Raw genomic sequence first — 22762 nt, 5'->3', positions numbered from 1 at the left:
CTCGGGGAGATGGTGTCGACCGGGTGGCCGGCGATGGACGCCACCATGTCCAACACCTGCCGCGTCTCCGCCACCTCATGCACCCGATACACCTGCGCCCCCAACCACGCCGACACCGCAGTAGTGGCCAGCGTCCCCACCACCCGCTCCTTGACCGGCCGGTCCAACGTCTCGCCCACGAAGTCCTTGTTGGACAACGACACCAGCACCGGCCACCCGGTCGACACCATCTCCCCGAGCCGCCGCGTGGCCTCCAGACTGTGCCGCGTGTTCTTGCCGAAGTCGTGCCCGGGATCGATGAGCACGGACTCCCGGGCCACGCCCAGCGACACGGCCCGCTCGGCCAGCCCCAGCGTCACCCGCAGGATGTCCGCCATGACGTCGTCGTAGGCGACGCGATGCGGACGCGTACGCGGCTGCGCACCYCCCGCGTGCGTGCACACGATCCCCGCCCCGTACCGCCCGGCGACCTCCGCGAGCCGCGGATCGACCCCGCCCCATGCGTCGTTGAGCAGGTCGGCGCCGGCCTCGCACACGGCCTCGCCCACCTCGTGCCGCCAGGTGTCGACGCTGATGACCACGTCGGGGAAACGCCGCCGTACCTCGGCGACGAAGCCGACGGTCCGCCGCGCCTCCTCCTCGGCGGACACCTCCTCGCCCGGCCCGGCCTTGACCCCGCCGATGTCGATGACGGCGGCCCCCTCGGCCACCGCCTGCTCCACGCGCGCGAGCGCGGGTTCGTCGCGGAAGGTGGCCCCCTGGTCGTAGAAGGAGTCCGGGGTCCGGTTCACGATCGCCATGACCACCGGCTCGTGCGCGTCGAACTCGCGCCTGCCCAGCCTGAGCATCCCCTGTGACCTCTCCCGTAGTAGGCAGCGGATGCCGTCGTTCCGCCGCCTGCGACCCTAACGCCCAGCGTCGCATGGCACGATCGGTGCCTGACACTTTCCCTGCCGGTGCGCCCGCACCGGCAGCAGAGCGTGGGGACCTCAGAGATGTTCATGTTCCTGTTCCTGGTCGTCGCCCTGGTCGTCGTGGTCGGCGCGGTGACCCTCTCCGTGCTCGGCGGAGGCGGTGACAGCGGCGCCCTCCCCGAGGTGGCGCCGGAGCGCCTGCGGGACCCCCTGCCCCTGGACCGCCCGGTGCACCGCGGCGACGTGGAGGCGCTGCGCTTCCCGCCGGCCCTGCGCGGCTACCGCATGGCCGACGTGGACGACGCCCTGGGCCGCCTCGGTGCCGAGCTGGCCGAACGGGACGCCCGTATCGCCGACCTGGAGGCCGCGCTGGCCGGGGCCCGCACGACCGCGGCCACCTCGCTGCACAAGTCCGTGGAGGACGACCAGCGGTGAGTGACGCACTGAAGGGCACCGACGGGGCCCTGCGCTGCCCCTGGGCGCTGTCCACCGAGGACTACGTGGCGTACCACGACACGGAGTGGGGCCGTCCGGTCCACGGCGACGACGCGCTGTACGAGCGGCTGTGCCTGGAGGCGTTCCAGTCGGGCCTGTCGTGGATCACGATCCTGCGCCGCCGCGAGGGGTTCCGCAGCGCCTTCGCGGGCTTCAGGATCGCCGAGGTCGCGGCGTTCACCGACGCCGACGAGGAACGCCTCCTCGCCGACCCCGGCATCATCCGCAACCGCGCCAAGATCGCGGCGACGGTCGCCAACGCGCGCGTGCTGGCGGACTGGGCCCCGGGCGAGCTCGACGAGCTGATCTGGTCGTACGCGCCGGACCCGGCGACGCGCCCGGTCCCGAAGGCCCTCGCCGACGTCCCGGCGATCACCGACGAGTCGATCGCCCTGTCCAAGGCCCTCAAGAAGCGGGGCATCCGCTTCGTGGGCCCCACCACGGCCTACGCCCTGATGCAGGCATGCGGCCTGGTGAACGACCACCTGGCAGACTGCGTGTCCCGAAAAAGCACCCTGAAGGGCAGCGCCCTTTAGGGGCGCGGGGAACTGCGCGACAAGCCCCCACCGAACCGGCAGATCAAAACCGAACCGAACCGCCCCCCCGGTGGGGCGAGCCGTCACCGCCCCACGAACTTCGGCTTCTCCTTGTCCACAAACGCCCGCACAGCAATCACATGGTCCTCGGAGGACCCGGCCCGAGTCTGCAGCTCGTCCTCCTTCTCCAGCGTCTCCTCCAGCGAGTGGGAGATGCCGTAGGCGAGGGACTCCTTGAGCGCGGCGTACGCCAGGGTCGGCCCCTCGGCCAGCGAGCGGGCCAGCTTCAGCGCCTCCCCGGCCAGCTCGGCGGCCGGCACGACCCGGTTGGCGATCCCCAGCTCGTACGCGTCCTGCGCACTGATGCTGCGCGGGAAGAGCAGCAGGTCGGCGGCGCGGGAGGGTCCGACGACCCGGGGCAGCGTCCAGGAGATGCCCGAGTCGGCGGTCAGCGCGACCCCGGCGAACGAGGTGTTGAAGGAGGCCGTGTCGGCGACGATGCGGTAGTCCGCGGCGAGCGCGAACCCGAAGCCCGCGCCGGCCGCGACGCCGTTGACCGCGGCCACCACCGGCTTCGCGGCCCCGGTCAGCGCCCGCACGATCGGGTTGTAGTGCTCCTGGACCGTGCTCATCACGCCCTCGCCCGAGCCCGACTCCCGCGCCGTCAGCAGCCCGCCGATGTGCTCCTTGAGGTCCTGGCCCACGCAGAACGCCCGGTCGCCGGCCGCGGTCAGCAGCACGGCCCGTACCGAGTCGTCCGCCGCGGCCGCCTGCGCCGCGTCCCGCAGGGCGACCTTCGTCACGACGTTCAGCGCGTTCATCGCCCCGGGGCGGTTCAGCGTGATGGTCGCGAGTCCGTCGCTCACCTCGTAGAGCACGGTGTCGGCCATGATGGTCCCCTCCGGTGTCGCGGCTCGTCGTACCCGTCGGTACGTCGTACTCGTCGGTACGTACTGCTTCAGAGGACAGCATGGCGGAGATCACGGGGAGCGGCGGGGTTCGTTCATGTGACCTGCGTCAAAGAATTCCGCTGTCCGAAAGTCCATGCGGTGGCGCAGTATCGCAGTCACACCACCGAATTGGGTGGTTTTGCTCAAGCGCGTTGCGCAAGCGATGCCGACTGATGTTGGTCATCGGGTCCTGAGATGCGGGATAATGGCTTGGAAGCAATGTGTTCGATGCCGGTGACGCGTATCCGACGCGGATGCGTGCCCTTCAAGGGGGCCGTCGGCGACGATGAGCTGGTTTCAGGAAGGGGAACGAGCATGGCGGCCATGAAGCCGCGGACGGGCGATGGCCCGCTCGAGGTGACCAAGGAGGGGCGGGGCATCGTCATGCGCGTTCCGCTCGAAGGCGGCGGTCGGCTCGTCGTCGAGCTGACCCCCGACGAGGCCGACGCGCTCGGCGACGCCCTCAAGAAGGTCGTCGGCTGACGCGGAACGCGACCATACCCTTCCGCTGCCCCGGCATCGACGCGATGCCGGGGCAGCGGTGCGTCCGGGGCGCGCCGCGGTGCTGCGCCCGGGCCGGCGGCCGCCGTGTCCGTGCAGGTCGCAGGGGGTGAGGGGGAGAGGTCGGTTCAGCGCTTCACGGCGCACAGCAGGCCGTCGCCGACCGGCAGCAGCGAGGGGATCAGCTCCTCGCTCTCGCGGATCGTGCGCAGCAGCTCGCGCAGCCGCAGCACCTCCGTGGGCTGCGGGCCCGACTCCACCGTCCGCCCGTTCGCGAACACGCCCTCGAAGGCGACGAGGCCGCCCGAGCGCAGCAGGCGCAACGATTCAGCGAGATAGTCGAGGCTCTCCAGCCGGTCGCCGTCGCAGAAGACCAGGTCGTACCCCGCGTCCGCGAGCCGGGGCAGCACGTCCAGCGCCCGGCCCGGGATGAAGCGGGCCCGGTTGCTGGCGAAGCCGGACGCGCGGAAGGCCTGCCGGGCGAACTGCTGGTGCTCCGGCTCCGGGTCGACGGTCGTCAGTACGCCGTCCGGCCGCATCCCGTGCAACAGGTGAATTCCGGAGACTCCGGTTCCGGTACCTATCTCCGCGACCGCCTTGGCGTCCACGGTGGCGGCCAGCAGGCGCAGGGCCGCACCCGTGCCGGGCGACACCGAGCGCAGCCCTGCCTCCCGGGCCCGCTCCCGGGCCCAGTGCAGCACCTCGTCCTCGGAGACAAAGGCGTCGGCGAACGCCCAGCTCGTCAGCCGGTTGCCGGTAATGGCCCTCTCCTGTCCCCGTGGTTGCCTGGGCGTGACTGTATCCGTTGCCGCCGGGAACCTGCTGATGGGACCGTGCGTTTAGAGGGGGTGGGGAACTGCACGGGGGTGGCGGATGGATCTGGACGGCGAGCAAGTGCTGACGCAGCCCTATGAGCGCGTATCAATTTCTCGTAAAACCGCTTATCCGGAGCTAACGGGCGAGGTGGCTATGGTAGGGGCTCCACTGGACACCACCAGAGCCGACAGGGGAGGTGCGGCTGAACCTGTGGATCGAGGAGGGGTGCTCCGGCGCCTGCTCAGGTCGGCGGGGGAGCCGAAATCCGTGAACAACACCGCTGACCCATCCCGCACTGATTCCGCTCAGACCGCGACCTTCACGTCCGACGCGGACTCGCAGGCGTGGACTCCGCCCACCTGGGAGGAGATCGTCAGCACGCACAGCGGCCGGGTGTACCGGCTCGCCTACCGCCTGACGGGCAACCAGCACGACGCCGAGGACCTGACGCAGGAAGTCTTCGTCCGCGTCTTCCGCTCCTTGTCCACCTACACGCCCGGCACCTTCGAGGGCTGGCTCCACCGCATCACCACCAACCTCTTCCTGGACATGGTGCGCCGCAAGCAGCGCATCCGCTTCGACGCCCTCGGCGACGACGCGGCCGAGCGCCTGCCCAGCCGCGAGCCCTCCCCGCAGCAGGTCTTCAACGACACGCACTTCGACGCGGACGTCCAGCAGGCCCTCGACACGCTGGCGCCGGAGTTCCGCGCCGCGGTCGTCCTGTGCGACATCGAGGGCCTCTCGTACGAGGAGATCGCCGCGACCCTGGGCGTCAAGCTCGGCACGGTCCGCAGCCGCATCCACCGCGGCCGCTCCCAGCTCCGCAAGGCGCTCGCCCACCGTTCCCCCGAGGCCCGTGCCGGGCGCCGCGGTTTCGCGGTCTCCGGTGTGCCCGCTCTGGGAGGAGGGGGCGCGAGCGCGTGAGTGGATCACGGCTGAATCCTGCCGACGGCCCCCTCGCCGAGGAGCACCTCGGCGACCGGCTCTCCGCCCTGGTGGACGGCGAGCTCGGCCACGAGGCGCGTGAGCGCGTCCTGGCCCACCTCGCCACGTGCACCAAGTGCAAGACCGAGGCCGACGAGCAGCGACGACTGAAGAACGTGTTCGCGGAGGTCTCCGCGCCGCCCCCGTCCGAGAGCTTCCTGGCCAGACTCCAGGGGCTCCCCGGAGGTGACCCCGACGCCGAAAGCCCGCGACTGGGCCGGGGATCGTTCGGAGCGTCCGGAGTCTTCGACCTGAAGCCGGACTCCTTCGGTTACGTGCCCTCCGGCCCCCACGCGACCGTGCTGCCCCCGGAGCAGCGCGGATTCCGCATCCATGACATGAACCGGCGCGAGGCCGAGCGCTCGGCCTCCCGGGGCCTGCGCCTCGCGGCCGCCGCGGCCGGCGCCGTCTCGCTCGCCGCGATCGCGCTCGGCGGGGTCTCGACCGGCGTGGGCGTCGACACCACGGACGCGCGCGGCGGATCGGGCGCGGGGAGCAACGTGACCCCGGCGCGCAGCACGGCGAGCACGAGCGGCACGGCGGGCACCGACGCCCAGCGCCGCCGGTCCGTCGCCCCGCTGCTCGCGCAGGGCCAGCGGTCCTTCGGCAACGAGGGCGGCGCGCAGACCGAGCTGTCCGCGCCGCTGCTGCCCGGCGTCCCGGCGCCCGGCACGCCCGCACCGGCCGGGCAGGGCAGGGGCCCGCTGCACACGCTGACCACGCCCGTGGTGGTGGGCGCGGCCGCCATGTCCCCGCTGATACGCCCGTTCGCCCCGGCCCCGCCGGTCACGCTGACCGCCTGGTCCTCGGGACCGGAGTTCGAGGCGTCCGTCCTGTCGGCGGTGCCCTCGACGGTGCCGTCGGCCGACCCGTCCGCCTCACCCACGCCTTCCTCCTCAGGCTGAACCCGCCCTCTGCGCGGCGGCCCGTGAACCTGGTTGAATCCAGGGATGGGCCGCGCCCGCCGCAGGGATCAGGGCGCGGAGGTCGACGAACCGCGGCGACCGCCCACGTTCCGTGCCGCGGGTCAGGTGTGGGGAGAGCATGGACGAGGGGAAGCCCACGAAGCCGAAGTGGTGGAGCCGGCCGCGGACCCACGTGCCGGATGCCGCTGCGGTGGAGCCGGTTCCCGGGCAGGACGGCACGAGTGGGTTCCACGGGGGTGGCATGGACGGCGCCGACGGCGACTTCGAGCTGGAGAAACCGGCGGGCGCGGGCGTCCGCCGGGCGCCGCAGGAGGCGGACGGCGGGGCGGGTGCCCCCGCTCCCGGTGAGCGGCCGAAGCCCCTGCACGACCCGGACCCCTACGGCACCCCGCCCTACGGCGGTCCCGGCCCCTGGGCGCCCGCGCCACCCGTCCAGCACCCCGGCACCCCGGCGCACGGGACGGCGACGGGAGACGCCCCGCCCGGGCCCGCCACCGCACCGGCCGGACCAGCCGGATCAGCCACGACGGCCGCACCGGCCACGACGGCTTCGGGGCCGCTCGGCCAGGAGGCCCACGTCCCGCGGGCGCCCGCCCCGCAGCCGGCCACTGCCCCGCAGCCGGTCACCGTCCCGCAGGTCCCCGAACCGCGGGCACAGGCCCCGCAGGGGGCCGCCCCGGAGCCGTACGGGCACGTGCCGGGCGTGCCGGGCGACGGGGTGCCGCCGGGCGCGGACGCCGCTCCCCGCGGCCCCTGGCAGAACTACGACCCCTGGGCCGCCGCTCCCTTCCAGCACAACGGGGGCGCCGCCGAGTCGCCGGGCAGCCGCCGGGGCCGTACCAGGAGCGCCCTGGTCCTCGGCGCCCTCCTGCTCGCGCTCGCGTCCGGCGGCGTCGGCGGGGCCATGGGCGCCTACCTGGAGCGCAACGGCGGCATCGACGACATCGAGCTCCCGCAGGCCGGGGTGGAGGACCGGGGACGGGCGGCGGACAGCGTGGCGGGCATCGCGGCCAGCGCGCTGCCGAGCGTGGTCACCCTGCACGTCAGCGGCTCCGACGCGCAGGGCACCGGCACGGGCTTCGTGCTCGACCGGCGCGGCCACATCCTCACCAACAACCACGTCGTCGACCCGGCCGGCGGCAACGGCGAGATATCGGTGACCTTCAGCGGCGGCGAGACGGCCGAGGCGGAGGTGGTGGGCCACGACAGCGGCTACGACCTCGCCGTGGTCCGGGTCAAGGGCGTCAGCGGCCTCAAGCCGCTCTCCCTGGGCAACTCCGACAACGTCCAGGTCGGCGACCCCGTCGTCGCCATCGGCGCCCCCTTCGACCTGGAGAACACCGTCACCGCGGGCATCATCAGCGCCAAGGAGCGCCCCATCACGGCGGGCGGCGAGGAGGGCGACGGCAGCGACATCTCCTACGTGGACGCGCTGCAGACGGACGCCCCGATCAACCCCGGCAACTCCGGCGGTCCCCTGGTCGACTCCAAGGCCCGCGTCATCGGCATCAACAGCGCCATCCGCTCGGCCGGCAGCGGCTCCGACCTGGAGGGCGGCCAGTCCGGCTCGATCGGCCTGGGCTTCGCCATCCCCATCAACCAGGGCAAGCGCGTCGCCGAGGAGCTCATCAACACCGGCAGGGCGACGCACCCGGTGATCGGCGTGACGCTCGACATGGAGTACGCCGGCGACGGCGCCCGGGTCGGCACCAAGGGCAACGACGGCGGCCCGCCGGTCAACCGGGGCGGCCCCGGCGCCGACGCCGGCATCAGGGCCGGCGACGTCATCACCGAGGTCGACGGTCAGCGCGTGCACTCCGGTGAGGAGCTCATCGTCAAGACCCGCGCGCACCGGCCCGGCGACCGGCTGGAGCTGACGCTGGAGCGCGACGGGAAGGAGCGGAAGGTCACCCTCGTACTCGGCTCCGCGGACGGCGACTGACGCGGCCGCCGGGGCGTACATCTCGGAGAACCCCACGTGTACACGCGGTCCGGGGGCCCCGGGCAGTACCGGTCGGGCGGGATCGGCGGGTACCGTGGACCCGGCCCGGACCACGGAACGACCTGCCGAGCACCGAGGACATCGCAAGGAGCTGCAAGGTGTTCAACGACATAGGACCCCTAGAGCTGGTGACGATCATCGTCCTCGCCGTGCTCGTCTTCGGTCCGGACAAGCTCCCGAAGATGATCCAGGACGTCACGCGGACCATCCGCAAGATCCGCGACTTCTCGGAGAGTGCCAAGGCGGACATCCGTGAGGAGCTGGGCCCGGAGTTCAAGGACTTCGAGTTCGAGGACCTCAACCCCAAGACGTTCATCCGCAAGCAGCTGGACAACGACGAGCTGGGGCTCAAGGAGATCCGCAACGGCTTCGACCTGAAGAAGGAGATGGCCGAGGTCACGGACGCCGTGCACGGCCGGGACGCCGACACGTCCTCCTCCTCTTCCTCGTCCTCCCCGGCGGTCTCCGCCGGCGGCACCGTCGACATGACGAAGAAGCGCGAGAAGCTCGCGCCGGACGAGCGCCCGCCCTTCGACGCGGACGCCACCTGAGCCCACCGGGCCGCCCGGGCCGCGTCCGGTCCGGGCCGCGTCCAGGCTGCGTCCGGCCAGTGTCCGGGCCCGGCGGCGCGCCCGCCGTCCGGAACGCGCTTCGATTCCGTTCGACGCCGTCCGTCGCCCCGTACGCCGCTTGGGTTCCGCAGGTTCGGGATGCGCCGTATCCGGTGCGTATGTGAGCCATGTGCCGACCGGTTTCCCGGGCCGCCGCACAGCTGTGGCTATCCTGCCTAGTTGTTGTGCGGACCGGAAGGACGCCCGAAGGGGGGCGGGCCACCCGGTCCGACGAGAGCGAGGAGGCGTCCGGGCAATGGAGACGACAAGTCGGGTGGGCGCGCAGGCGCCGGCTGCGGAGGGTGGACAACAGCTCCCCTCCGCCCGGCGTACGGTCGACGGCTACCTGCTGGCGCCCTTCCCGTGGTACGGCCTCGACGAGGCCTTCACGGGGCCGCGCTGGCTGATGCAGGTGGGTGCCTCGGCCGACGGGGCCGTCGAGCACGGCTCGATCGGGCACGGCGACGAGCCGTCGGTACGGGCCGAGTCCACCGAGGACAAGGAGCGGTTCGCGGTCGTGGTGACCGTCGCGGCGAACCCGGTGCGGCGCAGTGCCGACGGTACGGGGCTGCTGGAGGCCACCTCGGTGTCCTCCGCGGCGTGGCTCGCGGGGGTGGGGCTGCTGTCCTTCACGTGGCCCGGGCAGATGGACCACACCCTGCGCGACGACTGGCTCGACCAGCAGACCGAGACGGCGTGGGTCCTCGCGGACGACCTCACCGGGGAGGACTGGTCGCAGCTGTCCCTCCCCGTGGACGGGGTGCCGACGCCGTTCCACTACCGGGAGTCCGAGTTCGGCTGGGTGCTCGCGGGGTCCACGCAGGAAGGGGTTCACGTGGGGGCGTACGGGCGGGGGATGAGTGCGTACGGTCTGGCTTTCGCGATGATCAAGGACATCAGCGCGTACGCCTAGCGGCGGGCCGCACCGGAGAGGACACCGTGACCGCCGGCCGGAGCATCGGCTGCCGGCCGGTGGGGGCTGAGCGCGCAGTTCCCCGCGCCCCTAGGTACCCAGGGGCGCGGGGAACTGCGCGAGTAACCCCCACGCACCCGCAGGTGTAGGTCCGGCGGTCAGAACTTGTTGCGGGGGGTGATGCCCAGTGACATGCCGGAGAGGCCCCGCTGGCGACCGCCCAGCTTGCCGGCGATGGCGCGCAGCGCCGCACCCGCCGGCGAGTCGGGGTTGCTGAGCACGACCGGCCTGCCGTCGTCCCCGCCCTCCCGCAGCCGCACGTCGATCGGGATCGACCCGAGCACCGGGACGCTCGCCCCGATCGTCCGGGTCAGCCCGTCCGCGACCGACTGCCCACCGCCCGTGCCGAAGACGTCCACCATCTCCCCGCAGTGCGGACACGGCAGCCCCGCCATGTTCTCGACCACGCCGACGATCTTCTGGTGCGTCTGCACGGCGATCGACCCGGCCCGCTCCGCCACCTCCGCGGCGGCCTGCTGCGGCGTCGTGACGACCAGGATCTCCGCGTTCGGTACGAGCTGCGCGACCGAGATCGCGATGTCGCCCGTCCCCGGCGGCAGGTCCAGGAGCAGCACGTCCAGGTCGCCCCAGAAGACGTCCGCGAGGAACTGCTGCAGGGCCCGGTGGAGCATCGGACCGCGCCACACGACGGCCGAGTTGCCCGGGGTGAACATGCCGATCGAGATGACCTTCACCCCGTTCGCGGACGGCGGCATGATCATGTTCTCGACCTGGGTCGGTTTGCCGTCCGCGCCGAGCATGCGCGGCACCGAGTGGCCGTAGATGTCGGCGTCCACGACGCCGACCTTCAGACCGTCCGCGGCCATCGCCGCCGCGAGGTTGACCGTCACGGACGACTTGCCCACGCCGCCCTTGCCGGACGCCACCGCGTACACGCGCGTGAGCGAGCCCGGCTTGGCGAAGGGCACCTCGCGCTCGGCCTGCCCGCCGCGCAGCGCGGACGCCAGGTCCTTGCGCTGCTCGTCGCTCATCACGTCCAGCGTGACGTCGACCCGCGTGACGCCCCCGACGCGCGAGACCGCCTCGGTGACGTTCTTCGTGATGGTGTCGCGCATGGGGCATCCGGAGACGGTCAGGTACACCGCCACCGCGACCGCGCCGTCCGCGCCGATCTCCACCGATTTGACCATCCCCAGCTCGGTGATGGGCCGCTGGATCTCGGGGTCGTTCACCGTCGCCAGCGCTTCGCGCACCGCGTCTTCCGTAACCATGGGTCGATGGTACGGCGCCGGGGCCGGGGGCCGAGAGCCCCGTCACCGGTCGTCTACGTCACGCCCCCGCGGGTGTTCCGCCGGGAATACGACCCGGCCCTCGCCCAGCCCGTCCGCGCGCCGGGCCTCCAGCTCCTTGAGCAGGTCCTCCAGCTCGGAACGGATCCAGTCCCGGGTGGCGACCTCGCCCAGGCCCATGCGCAGCGCGGCGATCTCCCGCGTCAGGTACTCGGTGTCCGCGATGGACCGCTCGTTCTGCTTGCGGTCCTGTTCGAGGTTGACCTTGTCGCGGTCGTCCTGCCGGTTCTGCGCGAGCAGGATCAGCGGTGCGGCGTACGAGGCCTGCAGCGAGAGCATCAGGGTCAGGAAGATGAAGGGGTAGTTGTCGAAGCGCAGCTCGCGCGGCGCCGACACGTTCCACACCACCCACATGATGATGACGACCGTCATCCAGACGATGAACCGACCGGTGCCCAGGAACCGCGCGATCCGCTCGGACAGCCGCCCGAAGGCCTCCGGGTCGTACTCGGGCAGCAGGCGGCGCCGCGGCGGCTGCGGCTGGTCGAGGCGCAGCCGTGCCCGGGCGCCCGTCCCGGCGGAGGCCCGCTCACGGGTCTCGCGCTCGCGCTCAGGAGCCATCGGCGGCCTCCTCGGTCACGTCGTACCCCTCGTCACGGCCGGCGGCCTCCCCGTCCAGGTGGAACTCCTTCTCCCGCCAGTCCTCGGGCAGCATGTGGTCGAGGACGTCGTCCACGGTGACCGCGCCGAGCAGCGAGCCGCTCTCGTCGACGACGGGCGCCGCGACCATGTCGTACGTCGCGAAGAAACCGGCCACGACGGGCAGCACGGCCTCCGGGTCCAGCGGCCGCAGGTCGTCGTCGATCATCGAGCCCACGAGCGTGTACGGCGGGTCGCGCAGCAGCCGCTGGAAGTGGACCGTGCCGAGGTACTTGCCGGTGGGCGTCTCGTCGGGCGGCCGGCACACGTACACCTGGGCGGCCAGCGCGGGGGAGAGGTCGGCGTTGCGCACCCGGGCGAGCGCGTCCGCGACGGTCGAGTCGGGCCGCAGCACGATCGGCTCGGTCGTCATCAGACCGCCCGCGGTGCGCTCCTCGTACGACATCAGCCGCCGTACGTCCGCGGCGTCGCCCGGGCGCATCAGCGCCAGCAGGCGCTCCTTGTCGTCCTCCGGCAGCTCGCCCAGCAGGTCGGCCGCGTCGTCGGGGTCCATGGCCTCCAGGACGTCCGCGGCGCGCTCCTCCTGGAGCTTGCCGAGGATCTCGATCTGGTCGTCCTCCGGGAGCTCCTCCAGGACGTCGGCGAGCCGGTCGTCGTCCAGGGCCGCCGCGACCTCGGCGCGGCGCTTCGCGGAGAGGTGGTGCAGGACGTTCGCGAGGTCGGCGGGGCGCAGCTGCTCGAAGGTGGCGAGCAGGTTCTCGGCGCCCTGGCCGTGCTCCTCCAGCGAGAACCCGGTGACGGCCGACCACTCGACGGTCAGCGTCTCGCCCCGGGCCCGCCGGAACGCGCCGCCCGTCCGGCCCTTGCGCACGAAGACCCGGTCGATCTCCCAGTCGCGGCGGGCCGGCAGCTGCTGGACGGAGACGTCCAGGACGGTCGCCTCCTCGCCGGTCTCGACGAGGGTCACGCGCCGGTCCAGGAGCTCGCCGAGCACGAGCCGTTCGGTGGGGCGCTGCTCGAAGCGGCGCACGTTCAGCACGCCGGTCGTGATGACCTGGCCGGACTCGACGCCCGTCACCCGGGTCATGGGCAGGAAGATCCGGCGGCGGGTGGACAGTTCGACGACGAGGCCGACCAGCCGCGGCGGCCGCCGTCCGACGCGCATGATCGCGACCAGGTCGCGTACGCGTCCCACCTGGTCGCCGCTGGGGTCGAAGACGGCGATGCCGGCGAGGTGCGAGACGAAGATCCTGGGGGCGCCTGCCGCCATCCCGGCGCCTCCTTCCCGGTACGTGTGCACGGACGTGTGAGTACATCTGCGGACACGGGTTCGGGCGCGTGTCCGGCCGGGGCCACGCTACGGGGTGCTTTGGCGCCTCATGTCCGCCGGGGTGGGCTTCAGGCTAGCCCGTCCCGGTCGGATACGCCCTGGTGAGCGCTGCGGACGGACTGGCTCCGAACGGCGTGGCGGACCCCGGTACGCTGCGGTACGCCGTGGAGGACAACCGCACGAGAGGCAGCGCCACCTGTGACTGCGATGCGCCGGGGACGTACCGGTAGGGCCGTGTTGGCGAGGGCCGTGTGCGCGCTGGTCGTGGCGGGCGCGGGGGTGACGGGGTGCAGCGGCGAGGACCCGGACGCGGGGACCAACGGGGTCGGGAAACTGCCCCCCGCGAAGATCCAGAGCAAGACCCGGTCGGCCGCGGAGGGCGCCGCGGCGGTACGGCTGTCCGGGGCGGTGGTCAGCAACAAACGCACCTACAAGCTGGACATGCAGCTCAAGGAGAACGGCGGCACCGGGTCGGTCACCTCGAAGGACGCGACCTTCCAGCTGCTGCGGGTCGACGACCACCTGTTCCTCAAGGCGGACGCGGACTTCTGGACCCACCAGGACGGCGCGGACGACGACAGCACGTCCGACACGACGGCGGCGGACAAGCTGGAGGGCATGTACGTGAAGGTGCCGAAGGGGGACCCCGCGTACCGGCAGCTCAGTGTGTTCACCGACAAGGACGTCCTGCTCGACGGGCTGCTCGGCCTGCAGGGGAAGCTGGCGACGGACGGCCACCACAAGCTGAACGGGACCCGCACCATCCGGCTCACCGGCGACGAGGGCGCCGGCGGGCAGATCGACGTCTCCCTGGAGGGCCGGCCGTACCCGCTCCTGCTGGTCCGCGCGGGCGACGCGGGGACGATCCGCCTGACGGACTGGGGCAAGGACTTCGCCCTGAAGGCCCCGGAGAAGGACGAGACGGTCGACTACGGCCAACAACTCCCGACCTCCTGACGGGACGCCTCCCGGCGGGCAACGCCCCATGTCATCTGCGGACCCGGTGGGGGTGGGCCGCGCAGTTCCCCGCGCCCCTTAAAGGCAGGGGCTACCGCCCCCGATGAAAGACCGGGGCGCAGCCCCGTCTTTCAGGGGCGCGGGGAACTGCGCGATCAGCCCCCACCGGGCCGCAGCCGACCACGGACCCGCGGAGCGCCCGGCGCCTACCGGCGCCCCCGGCGCCGGAAGAGCAGCCGCGGCACCGCCGCCGGCACCGGCTGCCGCGTAGTCGCCGGCGTAGCCATCGGCGCCGCCGCCAGCGACCCGTCCGGCAGCCCCGCGGCCACCCCCGTCGGCTTCAGCCGAAGGACCCGGCACTCCCGCCCCCCCCCCGTCGGCGTCAGCCGAAGGACCCGGCACTCCCGCCCCCACCGCTCCGTCATCGCCTCGCCGTCGGGCGCGTTCAGCCGCTTGCCCTTCAGCTCGCCGACCGCCGCCTCCCACGCCTCGGACCCCGCCGTCAGCTCCACGACCGCCGCGGACCAGGAGACGAGCCGCCCGCCCTTGTCCTTGCTGCGGACGGTGACCTCCGCCCCGCGCCCGTCCACGAGCCCCGTCAGCGGCTGCTCACCGGGCCCGTCCCCGACCACGTACACCGCCCCGTCGTGCCACACGTGCCACAGCGCGCGGGCCGGCGCGGCCGGCTCCCCGGGATCCAGCGTCGGCACGGAATCGCCCCGCACCCAGATGAGCCCGGACTTCTTGGTGGCCTCCTCGACCAGGGCCCGCTCCATCGGGGCGGGCGCCGAAGAGGGGCTCGGGGGGCTGGCCTGATCCGTCATGCCGGCCAGCCTAGCCGGGCCCGGCTAGGGCCTGTCTGACAATTCCCTCCCCCAGCCTTCGGCCGGGAGGTGCCCCCAGCCGCGCGACGCCATGCACGCTCCCCCAGCCTCCGGCCGGGGGCCCCTCTCGCCGCACCGGGCGCAGAGCCGAGTACGTCCAGTACGAGGCTCTACGCCCGGCACTCCCCCAGCCTCCGGCCGGGGGGACCCCCAGAGCACGCACCTGACGCCGCGAGGCCGCCCTGCGGGCGACGACGGGAATTGTCAGACAGGCCCTAGGCGGCGGCCGGTCCCTTCAGAGCCAGCCGTTGCGCTTCAGGGTCCGGTGGATGCCGAGGCAGAGGGCCACCGTGATGCCCATGATCACCGGGTACCCGTACCGCCAGTGCAGCTCCGGCATGTGCTCGAAGTTCATGCCGTACACCCCGCACACCATCGTCGGCACGGCGATGATTGCGGCCCACGAGGTGATCTTGCGCATGTCCTCGTTCTGCGCGACGGACGCCTGCGCGAGGTTGGCCTGCAGGATCGAGTTCAGCAGTTCGTCGAAGCCGACGACCTGCTCCTGGACCCGCGCCAGGTGGTCGGCGACGTCCCGGAAGTACTTCTGGATGTCGGGGTCCACCAGCCGCATCGGCCGCTCGCTCAGCAGCTGCATGGGCCGCATCAGCGGCGACACCGCGCGCTTGAACTCCAGGATCTCCCGCTTCAGCTGGTAGATCCGGGCCGAGTCGACGCCGCGCGACACCCCGCCCCGGCGGCCGGGCGAGAACACCTCGGTCTCCACGTCGTCGATGTCGTCCTGCAGGGCGTCCGCCACCGCGATGTACCCGTCCACGACGTGGTCGGCGATGGAGTGCAGCACGGCGGAGGGGCCCTTGGCGAGCAGCTCCGGGTCGTCCTGCAGCCGGTGCCGCAGCGCCCGCAGCGAGCCCTGCCCGCCGTGCCGGACGGTGATGAAGAAGTCCCGCCCGGTGAAGCACATCACCTCGCCGGTCTCCACGACCTCGCTGGTGGCGGTGAGTTCGTCGTGCTCGACGTAGTGGATGGTCTTGAAGACGGCGAAGAGGGTGTCGTCGTAGCGCTCCAGCTTGGGGCGCTGGTGGGCGTGGACGGCGTCCTCGACGGCCAGCGGGTGCAGCCCGAACTCGGCTGCCACGCCGGAGAATTCGTCCTCCGTGGGCTCGTGCAGGCCGATCCAGGCGAACCCTCCGTCGCGCCGCACCTGACGGATCGCCGCCCGCGGCGTGAGGCTGTCGTCCGAGGGGAGGCGGACGCCGTCGCGGTAGACCGCGCAGTCCACGACGGCCGAGCTCTCCGCGGGCGACCGGGTGGTGTCGTACGCGCCGCCGTCCTTGCGCAGGGAGGGACGGACCGCGGCACGCAGGTTGTTGATCATCGACATGGCTGGCTCCTTCGCGAACGAAGCCCGCCGACGACGGCTGGAACTGCCCGGAATGGGGACGTCCTGACCAAGAATGTTTGGCACGTCCACAAAGCGGGGAGCACCGCACCGTCACGGTGGTGGCCTCGCTACTGATACAGATCAGAAAAATTCAGACAGATCAGGAAAAACGAAGTGCTCTTCCGTCGTACGCCGGACGGCCGTGACGCGAGTGCGAGAGGTGGCAGCCAGGAGAGCGTGAGCTCGGGAAGCTGAGAGGGACTCAGCAGCCGGAAGAGCGGGTGGTACTGCCTGGTCGACTTCGATCCATGGAGCCCCACCTCCTCCGGCCGGTCCCCCGTGGGGGAGGTCCATCCCCCGTAGGGGAGTCTCATGCGTCGAGACGCGGGCCGGGGCTCGGGAGCGACGCTGCTGCGTGCTGCCCCGACCGGCGGCCCAGGTTATCAGCCGACTGAAGTGTCAAGCCCTCGCTTTGCCCGCTACTGACGAGTTCTATGCTCGGCGCATGGCAGATGTTCTTCCTCTGGTGGAGGCCCGGTTGCGTACCGCGCTGGGCGAACCGGACGCGCGCGCCGCGGTCACCTTCCTCGGCACCGACCGCATCGAGGTGCTCCGCTTCACCGGCCGGGACGCCGCCGGTGCGGCCGCCGACACGGCCGGCGGAGCCGGTGCGGGGGTCGTCCGCTACGCCACGCTCGGCATGTCGGCCCACCCCATGGCGGACCCCACGGCCGTCGTCGCCGACCCGGTCGCGGGCCCGCGCGCCGAGCTGGTCCTGTCGGTACGGGCCGGCGCCGCCGACACCGACAAGGTGCTCCGCCCGCTCGCCGTGCTGGCCGCGTCCCCGCAGGTCGAGGGGTTGGTGGTGGCTCCGGGCGCCTCGCTCGACGTGGGCGAACCGCTGTGGCCCGGCGCCCCGTTCACCTCGGTCCTGGTCGCCGAGCCGGGCGGCCTGGTCGAGGACCTCGAACTCGACGCGCCCCTGGACCCCGTACGGTTCCTGCCGCTGCTCCCCATGACGCCGAACGAGGCCGCGTGGAAGCGGGTGCACGGCGCGGGGGCCCTCCAGGAACGCTGGCTCATGAGCGGAACGGACCTGCGCGATCCCGCACGCAGGTCCGTCTCCCTGGACTGACCGGTCCCGGTGGCGCGGCCGTCCGTTCCCCAACGGCCGACCGCCGGCGGCCAGTTGCCAACGTCACACTTCTCCCGGGCGGGACCCGGCCGCCTCCGCGCCGCACCTCAGGCCTTCAGGACCTCAGTTCGCGAAGACGGTGACGCCGTCCTCGGCGGCGTGCCGCTCCTCCAGCTGCTCCGCCTCGTGCGTGAGGGCGTCCCGGCGCACGAGGACCACGAGCGCGCCCAGCGCCGCCGTGACCGCCGCGACCACGAACGGGACGTGGACGTCGGTCCACTCCTCGATCCGCGGCGCGAAGAACGGGGCCGCGGCCGCCGCGAACCAGCGGACGAAGTTGTAGCCCGCACTCGCCACCGGGCGCGGCGCGTCCGACACGCCGAGCGCCAGCTCCGTGTAGACGGTGTTGTTCACGCCGATCAGCGCGCCCGACAGGACCGTGCAGACGACGGCCGTGGTGTGGCTGCCGTACCCGAGGACGAGCACGTCGGCCGCGAGCAGCACCAGCGACCCGCCGAGCACCTTCAGCGAACCGAAGCGGGCCTGCAGGCGGGGCGCCACCAGCACCGAGAACACCGCGAGCAGCACACCCCAGGCGAAGAAGACCGCGCCGCTGCGGTAGGGGCTCATGTCCAGCACGAACGGGGTGAAGGCCAGCACGGTGAAGAACGTGTAGTTGTAGAAGAAGGCCGAGGCCGCCACCGAGGCGAGACCGCCGTGGCCGAGCGCCTTGAGGGGGTCGAGCAGGCCGGTCCTGCGGGCCGGCTTCGGCTGCTCCTTCAGGAACAGCGTGATGCACAGGAAGCCGACCGCCATCAGGAAGGCGGTGCCGAAGAACGGGTAGCGCCAGCTGGCGTCGCCGAGCAGCGCGCCCAGCAGGGGTCCGCAGGCCATGCCGAGGCCCAGGGCGGACTCGTACAGCAGGATCGCCGCCGCGCTGCCGCCGGCCGCGGCGCCGACGATGACGGCGAGGGCGGTGGAGACGAAGAGGGCGTTGCCCAGTCCCCAGCCGGCCCGGAAGCCGACCAGCTCGCCGACCGAGCCGGAGGTGCCGGACAGCCCGGCGAAGACCACCACGAGCGCGAGGCCGAGGAGCAGCGTGCGCCGGCCGCCGATGCGGCTGGAGACGAAGCCGGTGACCAGCATCGCGAGGGCGGTGATCAGGAAGTACGAGGTGAAGAGCAGGGAGACCTGGCCGGCGGTGGCGTCCAGGCCCTTGGCGATGGACGGCAGGATCGGGTCGACGAGGCCGATGCCCATGAAGGCGACGACGGATGCCCCGGCGGTCGCCCAGACCGCCTTCGGCTGACGCAGGAGGCTCGTGGCCCCCGCGTCGAAGGTGTCCCCTTCGGCGGGACCTCCCGTGCTGTGCTGCATGCCTGCTCCTTCGTGCTGCTCGTGAAGGCGGCCGTGGAGGGACGGCCGTAGATGGTTGGCTTATACATATAATAAGTTAGATCGGCTAATGAATGCAAGCTACATCTAGTTTTCCGTGGTGAGGGCTGTGACGAAGAGGGGTGAGGGGCCGTGGCGAAGAGGTGACGGGCGGCGCCGGACGGGTGATCGTCCTTGACGCGGCGAAGTACGGGGAGGACCGTTGTGCCTTATGAGGGGCGAACCCAGTTGCCCGAAGTGTGGTGGCCGGGTCAGGGCTCCCGGCCTCTTTGCCGACTCCTGGCAGTGCGATGTGCACGGCGTCGTGCACCCGCTGCAGCCCGTGCTCCCACCCAGCGTCGAAGCCCTCGACGTGGTCGTGCACCGGGCCCGCGTGCCGGTGTGGATGCCCTGGCCGCTGCCGGTCGGCTGGCTCTTCACGGGCGCGGCGTTCGCCGGTGACGACCGCAGCGGCGGTCGCGCCACGGCGGTGGCCTGCACCGGACCCGGGCCGCTGGGCGGCATGGGCGAGCTGATGCTGGTCGCCGAGGAGCTGGGCGTGGGCCTGGGCGCGCGGTACGCGGGCATCGAGGGGCTCGACCCCGGACCGTACATGGACGTCGACAAGCCCGCCGAGGCGAAGGTGCTGGCCGCGGGCCGGCCGACGCCCCTGTGGCACGTCCCCGGGGCGCCCGACGACCGGGCCGTCTTCGCGGGCGAGGCCCGCGGACTGTGGCTGTGGGCCGTCGTGTGGCCCGAGCAGTCGGGGCTGCTGATGTACGACGACCTGGTGCTGACCGATCTGCGGGACGCCGGCGCCGAGTCGGACCTGCTGCCGTGCGGGGCGCTGTCGCCGCGCATCCTGGAACCGTAGGCTCCGCCGGTCCCCGGAGGGGCGGACGGGCCGCTTCGGGGCTGTTGTAGGGGGTGCCCCCGCCCCGCGGGTGTGACAGGACCAGTCCCCGGCCCCGTTATCCTTGAGCGGTTCCTCCCGTTCTTCTGGTTCCGCCGCTCCGTCGTCCGCCTCGCCGTTCCACCGTCCCGCTCGTGTCTGGAGTCCGCTCGTGCGCATCGATCTGCACTGCCACTCCCGGGCCTCCGACGGTACGGACACCCCGGCCGAGCTGGTGCGCAACGCCGCGGCGGCCGGTCTCGACGTCGCCGCGCTGACGGACCACGACACCACCCGCGGATACGCCGAAGCCGTCGCGGCCGTGCCCGCCGGGCTGACGCTCGTGACCGGCGCCGAGCTGTCCTGCCGCCTGGACGGCGTGGGCCTGCACATGCTGGCGTACCTCTTCGACCCCGAGGAGCCGGACCTGTTGCGCGAGCGCGAGCTCGTGCGCGACGACCGGGTGCCGCGCGCCCAGGCGATGATCCGCAGCCTCCGGGAACTGGGCGTGCCCATCACGTGGGAGCAGGTGGCGCGGATCGCGGCCGGCGGGTCCGTCGGGCGGCCGCACATCGCGACCGCGCTGGTCGAACTGGGCGTGGTGGAGACCGTCTCGGACGCGTTCACGACCCAGTGGCTCGCCGACGGCGGCCGGGCGCACGTCCAGAAGCACGAGTCGGACCCCTTCGAGGTGATCCGGCTGGTCAAGGCCGCGGGCGGGGTGACCGTCTTCGCGCACCCCGCCGCCGCCAAGCGGGGCAGGACCGTGCCGGAGTCCGCGATCGCGGAGCTGGCCGCGGCCGGTCTCGACGGCATCGAGGTCGACCACATGGACCACGACGCGGCGACCCGCGCCCGGCTGCGCGGCCTCGCCGCCGAGCTGGGCCTGCTGACGACCGGCTCCAGCGACTACCACGGCAGCCGCAAGGCGTGCGAGCTCGGCGAGTACACCACGGACCCCGAGATCTACGGCGAGATCACCCGCCGGGCGACGGGCGCGTTCCCCGTCCCGGGCGCGGGCGGCACACCGACCGCGTAACGCTCGGTCCGCCTCTCCGGACGCGACGTCCCTGAAGCGCGCCCGAAGGGCGCCTTCAAGGGGCGCGGGGAACTGCGCGACCAGCCACGACGCACCCGCAGCCACTTCACGACCCCCACCCCCGTCCTCAACACCCGCAAGGCCAAACCGCTCATGTTCGACCTCGCCGTCTTCGGCTCCCTCTTCCTCACGCTCTTCGTCATCATGGACCCCCCGGGGATCACCCCGATCTTCCTCGCCCTGACCTCCGGACGCCCGGCCAAGGTCCAGCGGCGGATGGCCTTCCAGGCCGTCTGCGTGGCCGGCGGCGTCATCACCGTCTTCGGACTGCTCGGGCACCGGATCCTGGACTACCTGCACGTCTCGGTCCCGGCCCTGATGATCGCCGGCGGTCTGCTGCTCCTGCTCATCGCGCTCGACCTGCTCACGGGCAAGACGGACGAGCCCAAGCAGACGAAGGACGTCAACGTCGCCCTCGTACCGCTGGGCATGCCCCTGCTCGCCGGCCCCGGCGCGATCGTCTCCGTCATCCTGGCCGTGCAGAAGGCCGACAGCGTGGCGCACCAGGTGTCGGTGTGGGCGGCGATCCTCGCCATCCACCTCGTGCTCTGGGTCGTGATGCGGTACTCGCTGCTGATCATCCGTGTCATCAAGGACGGCGGCGTCGTGCTGGTGACCCGGCTCGCGGGCATGATGCTCTCCGCGATCGCCGTGCAGCAGATCATCAACGGCGTCACCCAGGTCGTGCGGGGCGGTTGAAGCACGCCGGGTGCGGAACCCGGGGGCCGGGGGCCGGGGACCGAGGACCGGGTAAGGAAAGCGCGGAACCCCCGCCGGCATCGTGCCGGCGGGGGTCCCGAAGAGTGTCGGACGAACTGCTGCCGCTGTTATGAGGCGGAGGTGTCGGCCGGGCGGATCCAGAGGCGCTGCCCGATGGCGGCGGCCTGCTGAACGATCCGATTGACGGAGGCGGCGTCCACGACGGTGCTGTCCACGGGCGTGCCGTCGACGTCGTCGAGTCGCATGATTTCGAAGCGCATGGGCTTCTCCCTTCGTCTGGTCATCCTCCTGGAGGAGAACTACTGGTGGGCGGGGGCGGAGCGTCTTCGTCCGCCTTCCCACAGGAGTCAACGGGATGTTTGTTACGAACATTCCCTACGCTAAAGAAAACTTTCGAACGTCTAATTACTTGCGAGTATCCATACCTGCCGTGTCCACACGGTGACGTACTGCGACAATGGGACCCCTATGAATGACGACTTCGCGGAGACCGACGACCTCGCCTCCCTCGGTGCGCGCATCGACCGCACGAACGAGCTGCTCCAGCGCATGCTCGCCGAGGTGGCGAAGACGCCGTCGACCCACGCGATCTTCGTCGACGCGGGCTACCTCTACGCGGCCGCCGGCCGGCTCGTCGCCGGGACGGAGGACCGCCGGGCCTTCGAGCTGGACGCCGAAGGGCTCATCGACGCGCTCATCGACCGGGCGCGCACGATCTTCGCGGACAGCAGGCTGCTGCGCGTCTACTGGTACGACGGGGCGCGGCGCCGCATCCACACCGCGGAGCAGCAGACCATCGCCGAGCTGCCCGACGTCAAGGTCCGGCTGGGCAACCTCAACGCCAACAACCAGCAGAAGGGCGTCGACTCCCTGATCCGTTCCGACCTGGAGTCCCTGGCCCGGCACCGCGCCATCAGCGACGCGGCGCTCATCGGCGGCGACGAGGACCTCGTCTCGGCGGTCGAGGCGGCGCAGGGGTACGGGGCCCGGGTCCACCTCTGGGGGATCGAGGCGCCCGAGGGCCGCAACCAGGCGGAGCCGCTGCTCTGGGAGGTCGACAGCCAGCGCACCTTCGACCTGGAGTTCTTCAAGCCGTACGTGGTCCGGCGCGTCGGCGCCCCGTACGACACGTCGGCGGTGACCAGGCCGGCCCGGGAGGACGTGCGCTTCGTGGGCGCCCGGATCGCCGCGAAGTGGCTGGCCGAGCGGGGGCGGGAGTCACTGGCCGAGCTGCTGCCCGGCCACCCGTACCTGCCCGGCCCCGTCGACCAGGAGCTGCTCGTGGAGTCCGAGGGGCTGCTGCAGTACTCGCTGCGGGGCCAGGCCGATCTGCGGCGGGCCCTGCGGGACGGCTTCTGGGAGCACCTGCAGGGCCAGTACTAGCCTTCCGCGCTCAGCCCCGCGCCGC

24 protein-coding genes are annotated in these 22762 nt (G+C 72.2%); 14 read left to right on the top strand and 10 right to left on the bottom strand.

The window, feature by feature from the left end:
• On the bottom strand, nucleotides 1–848 hold an 848-nt coding region (gene folP, locus FGF04_RS14315; protein ID WP_149512269.1), incomplete at its 3' end, for a dihydropteroate synthase.
• Between the two features lie 147 nt (nucleotides 849–995).
• Here folP and FGF04_RS14310 point away from each other — a divergent pair.
• Both FGF04_RS14310 and FGF04_RS14305 read left to right on the top strand, forming a co-directional pair.
• On the top strand, nucleotides 996–1349 hold the full coding sequence (locus tag FGF04_RS14310; RefSeq protein ID WP_149511684.1) for a DivIVA domain-containing protein: 354 nt from the start codon (nucleotides 996–998) through the stop codon (nucleotides 1347–1349).
• The gene (locus FGF04_RS14305; protein ID WP_149511683.1) at nucleotides 1346–1945 is read left to right on the top strand and encodes a DNA-3-methyladenine glycosylase I; all 600 of its coding nucleotides are present in this window, start codon (nucleotides 1346–1348) and stop codon (nucleotides 1943–1945) included. Before FGF04_RS14310 ends, FGF04_RS14305 begins: the two co-directional genes overlap by 4 nt.
• A gap of 83 nt (nucleotides 1946–2028) precedes the next feature.
• On the opposite strand, the gene chcB is transcribed toward FGF04_RS14305, so the two are convergent.
• Complete coding sequence (chcB, locus tag FGF04_RS14300; RefSeq protein ID WP_149511682.1) at nucleotides 2029–2835, bottom strand: 2-cyclohexenylcarbonyl CoA isomerase; 807 nt, start codon at nucleotides 2833–2835, stop codon at nucleotides 2029–2031.
• 375 nt (nucleotides 2836–3210) lie between these two features.
• Here chcB and FGF04_RS14295 point away from each other — a divergent pair, with 375 nt between their 5' ends.
• Entirely contained in the window at nucleotides 3211–3378 is a 168-nt protein-coding gene (locus FGF04_RS14295; protein ID WP_003966491.1) for a DUF3117 domain-containing protein, read from the top strand.
• Nucleotides 3379–3524: 146 nt separating this feature from the next.
• On the opposite strand, the gene FGF04_RS14290 is transcribed toward FGF04_RS14295, so the two are convergent.
• On the bottom strand, nucleotides 3525–4157 hold the full coding sequence (locus tag FGF04_RS14290; RefSeq protein ID WP_149511680.1) for an O-methyltransferase: 633 nt from the start codon (nucleotides 4155–4157) through the stop codon (nucleotides 3525–3527).
• Between the two features lie 280 nt (nucleotides 4158–4437).
• On the opposite strand from FGF04_RS14290, the gene sigE reads away from it, so the two are divergent.
• The 5 genes from sigE (at nucleotide 4438) to FGF04_RS14265 (ending at nucleotide 9648) form a co-directional block, all read left to right on the top strand.
• Nucleotides 4438–5136, top strand: coding sequence for an RNA polymerase sigma factor SigE (gene sigE, locus FGF04_RS14285; protein ID WP_149511679.1), 699 nt, complete (start codon nucleotides 4438–4440; stop codon nucleotides 5134–5136).
• Nucleotides 5133–6101, top strand: a complete 969-nt coding sequence (locus tag FGF04_RS14280; protein WP_149511678.1) for an anti-sigma factor family protein — start codon at nucleotides 5133–5135, stop codon at nucleotides 6099–6101. The genes sigE and FGF04_RS14280 overlap by 4 nt, the downstream gene beginning before the upstream one ends.
• A 139-nt stretch (nucleotides 6102–6240) precedes the next feature.
• Nucleotides 6241–8064, top strand: coding sequence for a trypsin-like peptidase domain-containing protein (locus FGF04_RS14275; RefSeq protein WP_149511677.1), 1824 nt, complete (start codon nucleotides 6241–6243; stop codon nucleotides 8062–8064).
• A 158-nt stretch (nucleotides 8065–8222) separates the two neighbouring features.
• Complete coding sequence (locus FGF04_RS14270) at nucleotides 8223–8675, top strand: sec-independent translocase (RefSeq protein WP_149511676.1); 453 nt, start codon at nucleotides 8223–8225, stop codon at nucleotides 8673–8675.
• Between the two features lie 316 nt (nucleotides 8676–8991).
• Nucleotides 8992–9648: a hypothetical protein gene (locus tag FGF04_RS14265; protein WP_149511675.1), complete on the top strand. Its 657-nt coding sequence runs from the start codon at nucleotides 8992–8994 to the stop codon at nucleotides 9646–9648.
• A 158-nt stretch (nucleotides 9649–9806) separates the two neighbouring features.
• Here FGF04_RS14265 and FGF04_RS14260 read toward each other — a convergent pair whose 3' ends face one another.
• The 3 genes from FGF04_RS14260 to FGF04_RS14250 are packed head-to-tail and all read right to left on the bottom strand — an operon-like array spanning nucleotide 9807 to nucleotide 12888.
• Nucleotides 9807–10940, bottom strand: coding sequence for an Mrp/NBP35 family ATP-binding protein (locus FGF04_RS14260; protein WP_149511674.1), 1134 nt, complete (start codon nucleotides 10938–10940; stop codon nucleotides 9807–9809).
• Nucleotides 10941–10982: 42 nt separating this feature from the next.
• Nucleotides 10983–11579 (bottom strand): DUF1003 domain-containing protein, encoded by a 597-nt coding sequence (locus FGF04_RS14255; RefSeq protein WP_149511673.1) that lies wholly within the window; start codon nucleotides 11577–11579, stop codon nucleotides 10983–10985.
• Nucleotides 11569–12888 carry a magnesium transporter MgtE N-terminal domain-containing protein gene (locus FGF04_RS14250; RefSeq protein WP_149511672.1) on the bottom strand — a complete coding sequence of 440 codons (1320 nt, stop codon included), beginning with the start codon at nucleotides 12886–12888 and terminating at the stop codon, nucleotides 11569–11571. The genes FGF04_RS14255 and FGF04_RS14250 overlap by 11 nt, the downstream gene beginning before the upstream one ends.
• A gap of 267 nt (nucleotides 12889–13155) precedes the next feature.
• Here FGF04_RS14250 and FGF04_RS14245 point away from each other — a divergent pair, with 267 nt between their 5' ends.
• Entirely contained in the window at nucleotides 13156–13905 is a 750-nt protein-coding gene (locus FGF04_RS14245) for a hypothetical protein (RefSeq protein ID WP_149511671.1), read from the top strand.
• 206 nt (nucleotides 13906–14111) lie between these two features.
• On the opposite strand, the gene FGF04_RS14240 is transcribed toward FGF04_RS14245, so the two are convergent.
• Complete coding sequence (locus FGF04_RS14240; protein WP_235882329.1) at nucleotides 14112–14729, bottom strand: hypothetical protein; 618 nt, start codon at nucleotides 14727–14729, stop codon at nucleotides 14112–14114.
• A 295-nt stretch (nucleotides 14730–15024) separates the two neighbouring features.
• Nucleotides 15025–16134: a magnesium and cobalt transport protein CorA gene (locus tag FGF04_RS14235; RefSeq protein ID WP_149511670.1), complete on the bottom strand. Its 1110-nt coding sequence runs from the start codon at nucleotides 16132–16134 to the stop codon at nucleotides 15025–15027.
• Nucleotides 16135–16639: 505 nt separating this feature from the next.
• Here FGF04_RS14235 and FGF04_RS14230 point away from each other — a divergent pair.
• Nucleotides 16640–17269, top strand: a complete 630-nt coding sequence (locus FGF04_RS14230; protein WP_149511669.1) for a suppressor of fused domain protein — start codon at nucleotides 16640–16642, stop codon at nucleotides 17267–17269.
• 123 nt (nucleotides 17270–17392) lie between these two features.
• On the opposite strand, the gene FGF04_RS14225 is transcribed toward FGF04_RS14230, so the two are convergent.
• A complete protein-coding gene (locus FGF04_RS14225) occupies nucleotides 17393–18646 on the bottom strand; it encodes an MFS transporter (RefSeq protein ID WP_149511668.1) in 1254 nt (417 codons plus the stop codon).
• Nucleotides 18647–18875: 229 nt separating this feature from the next.
• On the opposite strand from FGF04_RS14225, the gene FGF04_RS14220 reads away from it, so the two are divergent.
• The 3 genes from FGF04_RS14220 (at nucleotide 18876) to FGF04_RS14210 (ending at nucleotide 21333) form a co-directional block, all read left to right on the top strand.
• Complete coding sequence (locus FGF04_RS14220; RefSeq protein ID WP_149511667.1) at nucleotides 18876–19517, top strand: DUF6758 family protein; 642 nt, start codon at nucleotides 18876–18878, stop codon at nucleotides 19515–19517.
• A gap of 190 nt (nucleotides 19518–19707) precedes the next feature.
• Nucleotides 19708–20574 carry a PHP domain-containing protein gene (locus FGF04_RS14215; protein ID WP_149511666.1) on the top strand — a complete coding sequence of 289 codons (867 nt, stop codon included), beginning with the start codon at nucleotides 19708–19710 and terminating at the stop codon, nucleotides 20572–20574.
• 153 nt (nucleotides 20575–20727) lie between these two features.
• The gene (locus tag FGF04_RS14210) at nucleotides 20728–21333 is read left to right on the top strand and encodes a MarC family protein (protein WP_149511665.1); all 606 of its coding nucleotides are present in this window, start codon (nucleotides 20728–20730) and stop codon (nucleotides 21331–21333) included.
• A 128-nt stretch (nucleotides 21334–21461) separates the two neighbouring features.
• Here FGF04_RS14210 and FGF04_RS14205 read toward each other — a convergent pair whose 3' ends face one another.
• Nucleotides 21462–21614, bottom strand: coding sequence for a hypothetical protein (locus FGF04_RS14205; RefSeq protein WP_007384531.1), 153 nt, complete (start codon nucleotides 21612–21614; stop codon nucleotides 21462–21464).
• A gap of 208 nt (nucleotides 21615–21822) precedes the next feature.
• On the opposite strand from FGF04_RS14205, the gene FGF04_RS14200 reads away from it, so the two are divergent.
• Nucleotides 21823–22737: an NYN domain-containing protein gene (locus FGF04_RS14200; RefSeq protein WP_149511664.1), complete on the top strand. Its 915-nt coding sequence runs from the start codon at nucleotides 21823–21825 to the stop codon at nucleotides 22735–22737.
• Nucleotides 22738–22762: the final 25 nt, after the last annotated feature.

Source organism: Streptomyces apricus, assembly GCF_008369065.1.
GTDB classification, from domain to species: domain Bacteria; phylum Actinomycetota; class Actinomycetes; order Streptomycetales; family Streptomycetaceae; genus Streptomyces; species Streptomyces apricus.
Note: the sequence above shows the minus strand (reverse complement) of the source record. Positions and strands in the feature narration are given on the sequence as shown.